The organism is Kineothrix sp. IPX-CK (assembly GCF_039134705.1).
GTDB lineage: Bacteria > Bacillota > Clostridia > Lachnospirales > Lachnospiraceae > Kineothrix > Kineothrix sedimenti.
In genome coordinates this window covers 4,047,683-4,061,074 of the sequence record NZ_CP146256.1, presented here as the reverse complement: position 1 = coordinate 4,061,074, position 13,392 = coordinate 4,047,683, and the positions used below count along the sequence as shown (strand labels likewise).

General features: G+C 43.9%; 15 protein-coding genes. 13 read left to right on the top strand and 2 right to left on the bottom strand.

Features of this window, described 5'->3' with window-relative positions; genetic code table 11:
* Positions 1-236 precede the first annotated feature (236 nt).
* On the top strand, positions 237-1,394 hold the full coding sequence (gene dnaJ, locus V6984_RS19280; protein ID WP_342757222.1) for a molecular chaperone DnaJ: 1,158 nt from the start codon (positions 237-239) through the stop codon (positions 1,392-1,394).
* A gap of 88 nt (positions 1,395-1,482) precedes the next feature.
* Here dnaJ and V6984_RS19275 read toward each other — a convergent pair whose 3' ends face one another.
* Positions 1,483-2,658 carry a DUF3048 domain-containing protein gene (locus V6984_RS19275; protein ID WP_342757221.1) on the bottom strand — a complete coding sequence of 392 codons (1,176 nt, stop codon included), beginning with the start codon at positions 2,656-2,658 and terminating at the stop codon, positions 1,483-1,485.
* A gap of 331 nt (positions 2,659-2,989) precedes the next feature.
* Between V6984_RS19275 and prmA the strand changes: the two genes are divergently transcribed.
* The 4 genes from prmA to thiI all read left to right on the top strand — a co-directional run bounded on the left by prmA (position 2,990) and on the right by thiI (position 7,270).
* Positions 2,990-3,973, top strand: coding sequence for a 50S ribosomal protein L11 methyltransferase (gene prmA, locus V6984_RS19270; protein WP_342760054.1), 984 nt, complete (start codon positions 2,990-2,992; stop codon positions 3,971-3,973).
* A gap of 26 nt (positions 3,974-3,999) precedes the next feature.
* Positions 4,000-4,740 (top strand): 16S rRNA (uracil(1498)-N(3))-methyltransferase, encoded by a 741-nt coding sequence (locus tag V6984_RS19265; RefSeq protein WP_342757220.1) that lies wholly within the window; start codon positions 4,000-4,002, stop codon positions 4,738-4,740.
* Between the two features lie 78 nt (positions 4,741-4,818).
* Positions 4,819-5,973 (top strand): cysteine desulfurase family protein, encoded by a 1,155-nt coding sequence (locus V6984_RS19260; RefSeq protein ID WP_342757219.1) that lies wholly within the window; start codon positions 4,819-4,821, stop codon positions 5,971-5,973.
* Between the two features lie 118 nt (positions 5,974-6,091).
* Positions 6,092-7,270, top strand: coding sequence for a tRNA uracil 4-sulfurtransferase ThiI (gene thiI, locus V6984_RS19255; protein WP_342757218.1), 1,179 nt, complete (start codon positions 6,092-6,094; stop codon positions 7,268-7,270).
* A 124-nt stretch (positions 7,271-7,394) separates the two neighbouring features.
* Here thiI and V6984_RS19250 read toward each other — a convergent pair whose 3' ends face one another.
* Positions 7,395-7,625, bottom strand: coding sequence for an HPr family phosphocarrier protein (locus V6984_RS19250; RefSeq protein ID WP_342757217.1), 231 nt, complete (start codon positions 7,623-7,625; stop codon positions 7,395-7,397).
* A 103-nt stretch (positions 7,626-7,728) separates the two neighbouring features.
* Here V6984_RS19250 and mtaB point away from each other — a divergent pair, with 103 nt between their 5' ends.
* The 8 genes from mtaB (at position 7,729) to V6984_RS19210 (ending at position 13,386) form a co-directional block, all read left to right on the top strand.
* Positions 7,729-9,072 carry a tRNA (N(6)-L-threonylcarbamoyladenosine(37)-C(2))-methylthiotransferase MtaB gene (gene mtaB / locus V6984_RS19245; protein ID WP_342757216.1) on the top strand — a complete coding sequence of 448 codons (1,344 nt, stop codon included), beginning with the start codon at positions 7,729-7,731 and terminating at the stop codon, positions 9,070-9,072.
* A 155-nt stretch (positions 9,073-9,227) separates the two neighbouring features.
* Positions 9,228-9,497 (top strand): IreB family regulatory phosphoprotein, encoded by a 270-nt coding sequence (locus V6984_RS19240; protein ID WP_342757215.1) that lies wholly within the window; start codon positions 9,228-9,230, stop codon positions 9,495-9,497.
* A gap of 35 nt (positions 9,498-9,532) precedes the next feature.
* Positions 9,533-9,967, top strand: coding sequence for a Holliday junction resolvase RuvX (gene ruvX, locus V6984_RS19235; RefSeq protein WP_342757214.1), 435 nt, complete (start codon positions 9,533-9,535; stop codon positions 9,965-9,967).
* A complete protein-coding gene (locus tag V6984_RS19230; RefSeq protein ID WP_342757213.1) occupies positions 9,967-10,221 on the top strand; it encodes a DUF1292 domain-containing protein in 255 nt (84 codons plus the stop codon). Before ruvX ends, V6984_RS19230 begins: the two co-directional genes overlap by 1 nt.
* A 117-nt stretch (positions 10,222-10,338) precedes the next feature.
* Positions 10,339-10,794: a Fur family transcriptional regulator gene (locus V6984_RS19225; RefSeq protein WP_342757212.1), complete on the top strand. Its 456-nt coding sequence runs from the start codon at positions 10,339-10,341 to the stop codon at positions 10,792-10,794.
* A complete protein-coding gene (locus tag V6984_RS19220; RefSeq protein WP_342757211.1) occupies positions 10,791-12,464 on the top strand; it encodes a ribonuclease J in 1,674 nt (557 codons plus the stop codon). The genes V6984_RS19225 and V6984_RS19220 overlap by 4 nt, the downstream gene beginning before the upstream one ends.
* Positions 12,465-12,483: 19 nt before the next feature.
* Positions 12,484-12,816 carry a YlbF family regulator gene (locus V6984_RS19215; protein WP_342757210.1) on the top strand — a complete coding sequence of 111 codons (333 nt, stop codon included), beginning with the start codon at positions 12,484-12,486 and terminating at the stop codon, positions 12,814-12,816.
* Positions 12,817-12,894: 78 nt separating this feature from the next.
* A complete protein-coding gene (locus V6984_RS19210) occupies positions 12,895-13,386 on the top strand; it encodes an endolytic transglycosylase MltG (protein WP_342757209.1) in 492 nt (163 codons plus the stop codon).
* The last annotated feature ends 6 nt before the right edge of the window (positions 13,387-13,392 follow it).

Genomic DNA, 13,392 nt, shown 5'->3' with positions numbered 1-13,392 from the left:
TAAAATAAGCGATATGGAGGAGCGACCTCCGGATAAAATATGAAGTTCTCCTTATAAGAGGGAATCCTCTGATAAGAGGAACTTCATATCTTGCTTAAAAATTTAATATTTTAAAGGCTATATATTTGATGCAATAAAGATGAAATTGTTATATACTTAGAACGATATGTCTAAGAAAGTTGACTTATTCATATTTTTTATAAGTAAATCTTTAAAGCGATAAAGAGGAGTTTGTTATGGCAGAGCAAAAACGAGACTACTACGAAGTTCTCGGAGTAGATAAAAATGCAGATGAAGCTGCGGTAAAAAAAGCATATCGAGTTCTGGCTAAGAAGTATCACCCCGATATGAATCCAGGTGATAAAGAGGCAGAAAAGAAGTTTAAAGAGGCTTCGGAGGCATATGCCGTACTTAGCGATCCGGAGAAGAAACGTCAATACGACCAATACGGCCATGCGGCATTTGAAGGCGGCGCAGGCGGCTTCGGCGGATTTGATTTTAACAGTGCTGATTTCGGAGATATTTTCGGAGATATTTTCGGAGATTTCTTCGGCGGCGGTCGTCGGGGTAGAGCGAACAGCGGACCGATGAAGGGCGCGAACATACGAACCAGCGTACGCATCACCTTTGAAGAAGCCGTATTTGGCGTGGAAAAGGAAGTGGAGCTTACGCTCAAGGATGAATGTACCACCTGCCACGGCAGCGGTGCAAAACCGGGAACCAGCCCGGAGACTTGCCCCAAGTGCGGCGGTAAGGGTCAAGTGGTATTTACCCAGCAATCTTTCTTCGGAACGGTAAGAAACGTTCAGACCTGTCCGGATTGTAACGGAACCGGCAAGGTGGTCAAAGAAAAATGTGCCGATTGTCATGGAAGCGGTTATATTGCCAACAGAAAGAAGATCAAGATATCCATTCCTGCCGGTATCGATAATGGGCAGAGTGTGCGCATCAGGGATAAAGGCGAGCCGGGAACCAATGGCGGACCGAGAGGAGATCTTCTCGCCGAAGTTGTGGTTGGAAGACATCCTATATTCCAGCGCCAGGAATATAATATATATTCTACTGTGCCGATGTCATTTCCGGTTGCAGCGTTAGGCGGCGAAATTGTCATCGATACGGTGGACGGCAAGGTCATCTATGATGTGAAGGCCGGAACCCAGACAGACACGAAGGTGCGTTTGAAAGGAAAAGGAATACCGTCACTTCGTAACAAGGAAGTTCGGGGAGACCACTATGTAACCTTGGTAGTCCAGGTGCCCGATAAGCTTTCTAATGAGGCGAAGGAACTGCTGAAGCAGTTCGATGCGGAAAACGGAAAAACTCTCCGTTCGACTCAGAATAACAGTCCTGAGCCGGAAGAAGTAAAGGATAAGAAAAAGAAGTTCTGGAAATAGATTCAGGATTGTTAAAAGCCGGGCGGATGTATGAGTCAATCATCATTCGCCCGGCTCTTCGATCATAAGCACACGCCCCTAAAAAGTTTTATTCATATTCTACAAATTCCCCATATTCCTGCCAAATATTACAGATCCAGGTTTTTCCCTGATTGAAGACAATCTCATTGTCATCCTTATCATAGAACTTGGCGGGAGTATTATCGCCGTCATAGCGTTTCCAAGTTCCTTCGATGATTTTTCCGTTTGTAAAAATAAGTGCATCGCCTTCTCCGTGCACTCCAAAGGCAAGATAATCCTTCTCGTCCCGTACCTCGCCGTGACAATATTGAAGTACTACGTTGGATACGGCGAGCTGCTCTTTATTGTATTCGTCAATTTGTTCCTTATCATCCTGAAAACGGTAGTAGAGCTTATCCGAAGCATTGTATTTAAAGTACGGATTGTATGCGCCGTAACCGCCGGCATTGTTTTCCTTTCCGCCGGGATAGATAAGAGTTACATCTTCGTTTTCGGCGTATTCAGCGAAATTATCGTCAGCAATAAAAGTAAATTGAGGAACATAATTTTCGTCGTATTGAGTCTCGTATTCATGGCGTTCTATGGCTTTATTTAAACCGTCTATGAACAGATAGCCGGTAAACTCGGTGGCATAGCCGGGTCTGCTGATTCTTCCGAATGCCTCATCGGAGGGATTGTGAATGCCCTCTACCGCAGCACTTATATTTTGTACCGTATCTCTGCCTATGAGCTCCTCCACATAGGGTCTCGCAAGGCCCCAGTTGCAGTAAATCGCTTCATACCCCATAGCAACATAGATGTAATAATCGCGGCTGCTGCGAATAGGGCCGATATGATCCAGCTCGTCGTAATCTTCAAAGATAGCCATCAATCTGGTGATACGTCCTTCTACGGGTGCCTCATAAATTATACTCGCCTTCGAAAGGCCGTATTGAGGCATTGCCTGCGCGTTGTTAGGTATCATGACGGCCAGTGGGCGTCTGGTAGCGATCTTCTCATCGACCCATTGACCGGTGAGATAACTTTGCATTTCGCCGTTTACTACTTTTCTGTCTTCGATAACAGGAAGTCCTTCTTCCTCAGGTGCAACATCCTCCGATTCCGTCACAGCTTCCGGTTCTGCCGGAGCTTCGTTCACTTCGCCCAAGGGTAATTCATCCGCCTCATTTTTACCGCAAGCCGTAAAAAAAAGAGGAATACATAAAAAAAGAGAATAAAATAAATATTTGTGATTTTTCTTCATTTGAACGATTCCTTTGAATTTTTATTATAATATGTAGATATTAAATTACACAACTATTATATAATATCGTAATGATGCTTGTCTATTGCTGAAACACTTAGTTTTTTGTAAATTATTGTCAGCTGTTTTGAGCAGGAGCAATTCATGCCTTTATAAAAATCAGAAAAAGTGTTATGATAGCTTAGTCCGGCACAGGCAGTTTTCGGACACACCCTAGAAATGCGGGAAAAGCGGCTGTTGCGGCGGATAATGGATTGTGTTAGCAATGCTACAATGCAGCAATTCTATAACATAGTATGGAAAAAGATTGCGGAAAGGCATGGATGATAATATGAGATGGACGAAATTCAGAATTAAAACATTGGCGGAAGCAGAAGATATCATTATAAGTGCTTTGTATGATATTGGATTAGAGGGTGCGCAGATAGAGGATAAGGTACCGCTTACGGCGGCGGAGAAGGAGCAGATGTTCGTGGATATTCCTCCGGAGTCGCAAGAAGACGACGGAGTGGCATATCTAAGCTTTTTTGTGGAGGAAAACGAAGACGGAACTTTAAAGGTAAACGGAGAGAATACGACGGCGGAGGAGATCCTTAAATCGGTGGAAAACGAGCTCGGGGATCTGCGCCTGTTTATGGAAATCGGTGAGGGCACGGTAGTAGTAGACAGAACGGAGGATATTGACTGGATCAATAACTGGAAGCAATATTTTCATCAGTTCTATATCGACGACGTGCTTGTTATACCATCGTGGGAAGAAGTAAAGGAAGAGGACAAGGATAAAATGATTCTCCACATCGACCCCGGAACAGCGTTCGGAACAGGAATGCACGAGACCACACAGCTTTGTATCCGTCAGCTTAAGAAATATATTACCCCGGAAACGAAGCTTCTGGATGTGGGGACGGGAAGCGGTATTCTTGCCATTCTGGCGCTTATGTTCGGCGCAGGTGAGGCGGTAGGGACCGATTTAGATCCCTGCGCCATAGAAGCTACCAGAGAAAATATAGAGGCGAACGGTATATTACCTGAAAAATTTTCCGTAATGACAGGAAATATCATTACGGAAAAAGAAGTGCAGGACAAAGTCGGATATGAGTGCTATGATATTGTGGCTGCAAATATTCTGGCCGACGTGCTCGTGCCACTGACTCCGGTCATCGTAAATCAGCTTAAGCCGGGCGGGATCTATATTACATCAGGGATTATAGACGATAAGGAGAAGACGGTAAAGGAGGCGGTAGAGGCAGCAGGCCTCCATGTTCTGGAGGTTACCTATCAGGGCGAATGGGTATCGGTAACCGCGCAAAAATAGATAAACCGGAAAGGCATGGTTTTCATATGTATAGTTTTTTTGTAAACCCTTCCCAAATACAAGGGAATACGATATATATAACAGGAAGCGACGTGAAGCATATTAAAAACGTCCTGCGCATGAAGGTGGGAGAAGAGCTTTCGGTGCGAAACGGCGTGGATGAAAAAGAATATCGCTGCGCAGTTGAGGCGCTGGAGGAAGAACAGATCGTGTGCAGTCTTCGCTTCGTGAAAGAGGAAGGTGTGGAGCTTTCTTCTAAGGTATACCTTTTTCAGGGACTTCCCAAAGCAGATAAAATGGAGCTCATTGTACAAAAGGCGGTAGAGCTTGGCGTCTGGGAAGTGATTCCCGTATCCGCCAAACGTGCGGTGGTGAAGCTGGATGAAAAGAAAGCGAAAGTAAAAAGAGAACGCTGGCAGACAATTGCTGAGTCGGCGGCAAAGCAAAGCAAAAGGAGTATCGTCCCTCAGGTTAAAGAGGTCATGACGATGAAGGAGGCCATACGGTATGCTGCGGGTATGGAGATACGCCTCATACCTTATGAACTGGCGAAAGGGATGCAAAAAACCAAGGACATCATTTCTGCGCTTAAAAAGGAACAGTCCATAGCCATATTTATCGGACCCGAAGGCGGATTTGAGGAAAGTGAGATAAAGGAAGCGACAGAAAGCGGGATAGTGCCTGTTACCATGGGAAAGCGCATCCTTCGGACAGAGACCGCAGGGCTTACCATGCTTGCGTGGATAATGTACCAATTGGAGGAATAGGCATATAGTATAAGTATAAAGTCGAATTTATAGGCTTTAGCATATAATAGAATAGTACGTGAGGAGATAGCAGACATTATGGAAGTATATTTAGATAATTCGGCTACGACAAGATGCTTTGACGATGTGGCGGCCTTGATGACGCAAGTGATGTGCAGGGACTATGGGAATCCGTCCAGCCTGCATTTAAAGGGAGTACAGGCGGAAACTTACATCCGGTATGCCAAAGAAACCATTGCGAAAGCCTTGAAGGTGAATGAAAAGGAAATCTACTTTACCTCGGGAGGAACGGAATCCGACAATATTGCCCTTATTGGAAGTGCTCTTGCTAACCATAGGGCGGGCAGACGCTTGATAACCACGGAGGTAGAGCACCCCGGAATTATGCAGGCGATGAAGCATTTGGAAGAACAGGGCTTTCACGTGACTTATCTGCCGGTGGATAAAAATGGAATTATAAGCTTGGAGGATTTGCGCAGAGCGATGACGAAAGATACGATACTCGTATCTATCATGCATACGAATAATGAGATTGGTGCATTACAGCCGATAGAGGAGGCGGGCGCTCTCATTAAAAAAGTAAATTCGGGTGCGCTGTTTCATGTAGATGCAGTTCAGGGCTTCGGCAAGGAACGCATTTATCCCAAGAAGATGAATATCGATATGCTTTCCGCCAGCGGACATAAAATTCATGGTCCGAAAGGCGTAGGATTTTTATATATTCAGGAAAACGTCAAAATAAAACCGATTATTTTCGGAGGCGGACAGCAAAACGGCATTCGCTCCGGGACGGAGAACGTACCGGGAATCGCTGGCCTTGGAAAGGCCGTGGAAATGATTTATACCGACTTGGAAGCGGAAGTGAATATGCTGTATAGCCTGAAGCAGCTATTCGTAGACGGAGTTACGAAACTGGAAAATGTTACCGTGAACGGATTGACGGGAAGGGACAGTGCGCCCCATGTTGTCAGCGTATCGGTAAGAGGAATCAGAAGTGAGGTTCTTTTGCATGCATTAGAGGACAGGGGAATCTACGTATCGGCAGGAAGTGCATGTTCGGCACGCAAGCCACAACCTTCAGCAACGCTGAAAGCCATCGGATTGGAAAAGGAATTGATGGAATCAACTTTACGTTTCAGTTTTTCGGTCTTTACAACTGCGGAGGAAATCGATTATACTTTACAAGCGATGTATGATATAATACCGATGCTTCGTAAATATACGAGGCGTTAATCATGTGGATATAGGACCCGCGGCATAATGGCCGCGGGCAGGATATAAACTGAAAAATATAGCCCCGATCCGCAGGCGGCTACAGAAATGAATAAAGAACATTCGTGGAGGAATGCTTATGTTTACAGCTTTTTTGATAAAATATGCTGAAATAGGTGTAAAAGGAAAAAACCGCTATATTTTTGAAGACGCTCTTGTACAGCAGATAAAATATGCGGTAAAGCGGTGCGAAGGAGAGTTTAAAGTCTATCGCACGGAGGGAAGAATCTATGTAGAGGCCTTATCTGAATTCGACTTCGATGAAGTAGTGGACAACCTAAAAACGGTATTTGGAATTTCCGGCATATGCCCTGTCGTCTATGTGGAAGATGAGGGTTTTGAAAAGTTGGGCAAAGATATATTAAAATACATCGGGGAAGTATATCCTGAGAAGGATAAAACCTTTAAGGTATGCGCCAGAAGAGCGAGGAAGAACTATCCCCTGACCTCAATGGAAATCAACAGCGAAATGGGAGGGGTTATTCTGGATAACTGCCCTGAAATGCGGGTGGACGTGCATAAACCCGACATCATGCTGCACATCGAGATCCGGGAAAAAATATACATTTATTCCGAAATTATTCCCGGTCCCGGCGGTATGCCCGTTGGCACGGGAGGAAAAGCAATGCTTCTTTTATCGGGCGGCATTGATTCTCCGGTAGCTGGTTATATGATTGCGAAGCGCGGTGTGAAAATCGATGCGGTATATTTCCATGCGCCTCCGTATACGAGCGAAAGGGCTAAGCAGAAGGTAGTGGATTTGGCAAAGCTGGTTTCCCGCTATACCGGTCCCATATATTTGCATGTTATTAATTTCACGGATATTCAGCTTTATATTTATGAAAAATGCCCTCATGAAGAGCTTACGATTATCATGCGCCGCTACATGATGCGCATTGCAGAAAAAATCGCGCAGGAAACGGAATGTTTGGGGCTGATCACCGGTGAGAGCATCGGACAGGTCGCTTCTCAGACTTTGCAGAGCCTTGCGGCGACCAACGAAGTGTGTACGATGCCGGTATACAGGCCGCTCATTGGATTCGACAAGATGGAAATCGTAGAAATATCGGAGAAAATCAATACTTATGAGACCTCCATACTTCCCTACGAGGACTGCTGTACGATTTTTGTGGCAAAGCATCCGGTAACAAAACCGAATCTAAATATTATAAAGAAGCATGAAGAAAATCTGGAAGAAAAAATCGACGAGCTGGTAGATACTGCGCTTAAAAATGATGAACTGATTATTGTACGGTAGAAATAAAAATCGTTTCTAATTAAAATTATTAAAAAAGCATTCGGATTAATTTCCGAATGCTCTTCATTACTTTTTTACATTAGCTTATGCAATGAATAATTGCCGGGCTTAATATCCGCAATTATTAAATCATGTAAGGCTTCAATGCATTAAGAACTTCTTCTGCATTGTCTTCTGCGTGAATGTTCAGGTCAATCGGTTTTGACAGATCCAAGCTGAAGATGCCCATAATGGACTTTGCATCTATAACGTATCTGCCGGATACTAAATCAAAATCATAGTCGAATTTAGTGATATCATTTACAAAAGATTTTACCTTATCAATAGAATTTAAAGAAATCTGAACTGTTTTCATTGGTTTCTACCTCCTTGATGTTTTCATACCTTCTGTTTATTATACTAACGGGTGAACCAGTAAAAGTCAATGCTAAAACAATACAAAAAAAGTGAGGAATAATATGAAAAGTGTAGCATTACATAACCTGGGCTGCAAAGTCAACGGATATGAAATGGACGTAATGCAACAAATGTTACAAGAAAAAGGATATAAAATTGTACCATTTGATGAATGGGCGGATATATATATCGTAAATACGTGTACAGTTACCAATATTGCAGATCGAAAAAGCAGGCAAATGCTCCATAAAGCACGTAAATTAAACCCTGAGGCTGTGGTTGTCGCAGCGGGCTGTTATGTGCAAACCGGGAAGGAGGACGTGCTGAAGGACGTGGGCGTAGACTTGGCGATCGGGAATAATAAGAAAAAAGAGCTAATCCCCTTTCTGGAAAAATTCCTGGAAGAGAGAGTCGAAAAAGTAAACGAAAAAACGAATGACGGATTTAAGACACTTGACGACACGACGATAATTGATATAGGAAATACAAAAGAATTTGAAAATATGCAGCTCAGGGAAACTTCCGGGAATACCCGTGCCTATATTAAAATCCAGGACGGATGTAATCAATTCTGCTCCTACTGCATTATCCCATATGCAAGAGGCAGGGTAAGAAGCAGAAAAGAAGAAGATATACTGGAGGAGATAACCGGGCTCGCCGCAAGGGGATATAAAGAGGTGGTTCTGACTGGGATTCATATCAGCTCCTACGGGACCGATTTTGGGGGACCGGCATTGCTTTCGCTCATAGAGAGCATCCATGGAGTGGAAGGAATTGAAAGAATCCGCCTCGGCTCGCTGGAACCCGGAATCATTACGCAGGAGTTTGCTGCCAGGCTAAGGACACTTCCCAAGTTTTGTCCGCATTTCCATTTGTCTCTTCAAAGCGGCTGCGATGAAACTCTTAAAAGAATGAATAGAAAATATACCTCCGGGGAATACTACGAAAAAGTGGAGTTGTTGCGCGCAGTATTTGATCATCCGGCCATTACCACGGACGTCATTGTTGGCTTTCCCGGGGAAACGCAGGAAGAATTCGACATCACGAAAAACTATTTGAAAAAAATAAAGATTTATGAAATGCACATTTTTAAATATTCCAAGAGAAAGGGTACCCGTGCGGCAGACATGAAGGATCAGGTGCCGGATGAAGAAAAGACAAGAAGGAGCAATCTTTTGCTTTCCATGGAAAAAGAATATTCTAAGGATTATAGAACCGGCTACATAGGAAAAGAAGTAGAGGTGCTGTTCGAGGAAGAAAAAGTGATAGACGGAATATGCTATCAGACGGGACATACAGGGCAATATGTAAAAGTGGCTAAGCGGGGAGAGGACTCTTTGTCCAATCAATTGATAAGGGGAAAGGTCACGGGCTTTTTGCAGGAGGACATGCTGCTCATTGAGTAAAGAGCACTTATTTGAGTGAAGAATGTGGAAAATCATCCGATAAATGAAATAAGCAATCATTAAATTAATGTAAATTGATTGAATTTTCTGAACGAATAGAGTAATATGGTGGTTAGAAAGAGTTGACTGGCGACAATAGATAAGGGCGTGATTATATGCAGGATTTTGGAAATACACAATTTTTTAGCGTGGAGACCGAGCCGGAGACGGGCGTAGAAGTCGTCTTGGCCACGGTATATGAAGCATTGACGGAAAAAGGATATAATCCGGTAAATCAAATCGTAGGGTATATTATGTCCGGGGACCCCACATATATTACGAGCCATAAAAGTGCAAGAAGCCTTATCATGAAAGTAGAAAGAGACGAGTTGGTAGAAGAGCTGCTTACGAAATATATTGAGGCGAAACACTGGAAAAATAATTAGAGAACGTTTGTGGAAGGATATAAAAGGGTGAATCCATGCGTATTATGGGCTTGGATTTCGGGTCAAAAACGGTAGGAGTGGCAATCAGCGACGCTTTGCTTCTCACTGCTCAGGGCATTGAAATCATAGAGAGAAAAGAAGAGAATAAGTTGCGCAGGACGTTGGCTCGCATAGAAGAGCTGATTGAAGGATACGAAGTAGAAGAAATCGTTGTGGGGCTTCCTAAGAATATGAACGACACGCTCGGTGTACGGGCGGAGCTTACCATGGATTTCAAAGACATGCTGGAACGCAGAACCGGGCTGCCCGTCAGGATGTGGGACGAGAGGCTTACTACTGTTGCGGCGGACAGAGCGATGAAGGAGGCCGGAATACGGCGGGAGCATAGGAAGGAGCATGTGGATAGAATTGCTGCGTGCTTTATATTGCAAGGGTATTTGGATTACCGTAAGAACGAGGAGAACATTTAGTGGATAAGATAATCTTTAAACCGGAGAACGAGGAGCCGGTTGAATTTTATGTGTTGGAACAGACGAAAATAGGAGGCTGTCAATATATTCTTGTGACAGAGCAGGAAGAAGGAGACAGTGAAGCATTGATTTTGAAAGATATCTCCGCACCGGAGGAGCCTGAGGCGATTTATGAAATCGTGGAGGATGATACGGAGCTTAACGCCGTTGCGGCAGTTTTTGAAAATATACTGGAGGATATTGAGCTTTCCTGATTGGAAAATAAGGGAAGGAAACCGAGGGCGGAAAATTGTCTTAGGACAGCTGTAAAGGGGATAGTAACCGTGAAGGTACTAAGTAAGGTACTGGACAGTTACGAGGGATGATAACAAATGGCAGTGGACAGAGAACAGTTTAAACAATTATTGAAGGATAAAGGTTTAAAGGTTACTACCCAGAGGCTTCTAGTATTGGAAGCTCTTGCCGCATGCCCCGACAGACATCTTGCCGCGGAAGAAATTTATGAAATGGTAAAAGCAGACTATCCCGAGATAGGGCTTGCTACTGTTTATAGAACGATACAGATACTTTTAGAGCTGCATTTAATCGATCGCATCAATTTGGACGACGGTTTTGTTCGTTATGAAATCGGAAATGTGGGAATGGGTACGGCAAAACACCATCACCATCATTTGATTTGCATGAATTGTGGTAAAGTGAATTCCTTCGAGGACGACTTATTGGAGGAATTGGAAGAAAAGATTACAAGGACGACTGGATTCCATGTGATAGATCATGAAGTAAAACTCTACGGGTACTGTGCAGAATGTGGAGGAAAAATTGATTGAAGAAAAATGAAAATGTGAATGTTTCCAAGCTAAAGATAATTCCGTTAGGAGGCTTGGAGCAGATTGGTATGAATATTACTGCCTTCGAATATGAAGACAGTATTGTTGTGGTGGACTGTGGTCTTTCGTTCCCGGACGATGATATGCTGGGAATTGATTTGGTAATACCTGATACCACCTATCTGAAGGATAATATCGATAAAGTAAAAGGTTTTATGATTACTCATGGGCATGAGGACCATATCGGCGCGCTGCCTTATGTACTGCGTGAAATTAACGTTCCTATCTATGCGACAAAGCTGACCATGGGTATTATAGAAAATAAGCTAAAGGAGCATAACCTTGTTGGAAACACCAAAAGAAAAGTCGTTAAATTTGGCCAATCCATCAATTTGGGACAGTTTCGTATAGAATTTATCAAAACAAACCATAGCATTGTAGATGCCGCTGCACTTGCTATTTATTCTCCTGCGGGAATCGTAGTGCATACGGGAGACTTTAAAGTGGACTATACTCCGGTATTCGGAGATGCTATCGATTTGCAGAGATTTGCAGAAATCGGGAAAAAAGGTGTTCTGGCTCTGATGTGTGACAGCACCAATGCGGAGCGTCCGGGATTTACCCAGTCCGAAAAAACTGTGGGAAAAACCTTCGATACGATTTTTACGGAGCATAAGGATACGCGTATTATCATCGCTACCTTTGCCTCTAACGTAGACCGCGTACAGCAGATCATCAATTCTGCGTACAAATTCGATAGAAAAGTTGTAGTGGAAGGCCGAAGTATGGTAAATATCATCGAGACGGCGACCACTCTTGGCTATCTGGATATTCCGGATAAGACGCTGATCGATATCGAACAGCTTAAGAATTACCCTGCCGAGAAGACGGTTATTATTACTACCGGAAGTCAGGGAGAAAGCATGGCGGCGCTGAGCCGAATGGCGGGAAACATTCATAAGAAGATATCTATCTGCCCCGGCGATACGGTTATCTTCTCTTCCAACCCGATTCCGGGAAATGAGAAGGCAGTCACTAACGTTATCAACGAGCTTCTTGTAAAAGGGGCCGATGTGATTTTTCAGGATGTTCATGTATCGGGACATGCCTGCAGGGAAGAAATTAAGCTTATTTACACCTTGGTACATCCTAAATATGCAATTCCCGTTCATGGCGAATATAAACATTTGAAGGCTCAGGCTAAGATCGCGAACGAACTTGGCATTCCCAAGGAAAATATATTTATCCTGCGTTCCGGCGATGTGCTGGAAATGGATAAGGATGAAGCGAAGGTAAGCGGAAAGGTTCCGGTAGGAGAAGTCCTTGTAGACGGATTGGGCGTCGGAGACGTAGGAAATATCGTACTGAGAGACCGCCAGCATCTTGCCGAGGACGGCATTCTCATCGTCGTTTTAGCATTGGATCAACATTCGGACCAGCTTGTATCAGGCCCGGATATCGTTTCGAGGGGATTCGTATATGTGCGGGAATCGGACCAGCTAATGGAAGAGGCCAGGCATGTAGTGGATGATGCGGTTCACGGCTGTCTGGACAGAGGAGTCAGCGATTGGGGGAAAATCAAGTCCAATATTAAGGATTCCCTTAGCGATTACGTATGGAAGAAGACGAAGCGCAGGCCGATGATCCTTCCGATTATTATGGAAGTTTAAGTATGGAGTGTGAGAAGAAATGACAGATAACAGTATACAGGACGCAGTGATGGAATTCGTGGGTTCAGTCAGAAAATCAGCGGAATACTGTGAATATGTTATGCAGCTTAATAAGATAAAGATGCAGCCGGAGCTGTATTTGAAGGTTAACGAGTTCAGACGTAAGAATTTTATGTTTCAGAACGAGGAGGAAGCGGAAGATCTTTTGGAGCGCATGGAGGAATTGGATAAGGAATATGAAAGTCTTAGGGAGATTCCTTTAGTGTTTGATTTTTTGGCGGCGGAGACCTCCTTTTGCAGAATGATGCAGGAGGCCACCGAGCTGATAGTAAAAGAGTTGGATTTTCAGTAAGATTTTGGTAAGATGGCGGTTGCGGGTTCCGCAGCTGCCTAAGTTGCGGAGAGGTTTGAAAGGAGCATAGTTATAAATATGAATACCAAACAATTGATAGGGACTGTATTTGATACGGTATTAAAGATAGTCATTATAATAGTGGTGGTTATGTTCACTTATAAATATGCGACTGATGCTTATAACTTTGGATATCGCATTTTTACGGAAGCGCCGGTAGCGGAAGAGGGGAATGCGAAGGTTATCAGCATAGCTATTACGGAGGAAGCCAGTACCATGGATATCGGAGAGGTACTGGAGGAGAAAGGCTTGATTAATGACGCGAAAGTGTTCTATGTGCAGGAGTTGATTTCTGAGTATCATGGAGAGCTTAAGCCGGGAATTTATGAGTTGAGCAGCGATATGACGGTTAAGGAAATGATGGAAATCATGTCTGCTGAGGATGAAGAGAGTGGAGCGGAAGAAGTTTCATCGGGGTCTGTGACTGCTGAGGAAGATTCAAATGCAGGAACAGAGGATGGCGAAGCGGAAAGTTCAGGGACGCCGGAAGATGATACAGGTGCGGAGTAAGTGCAG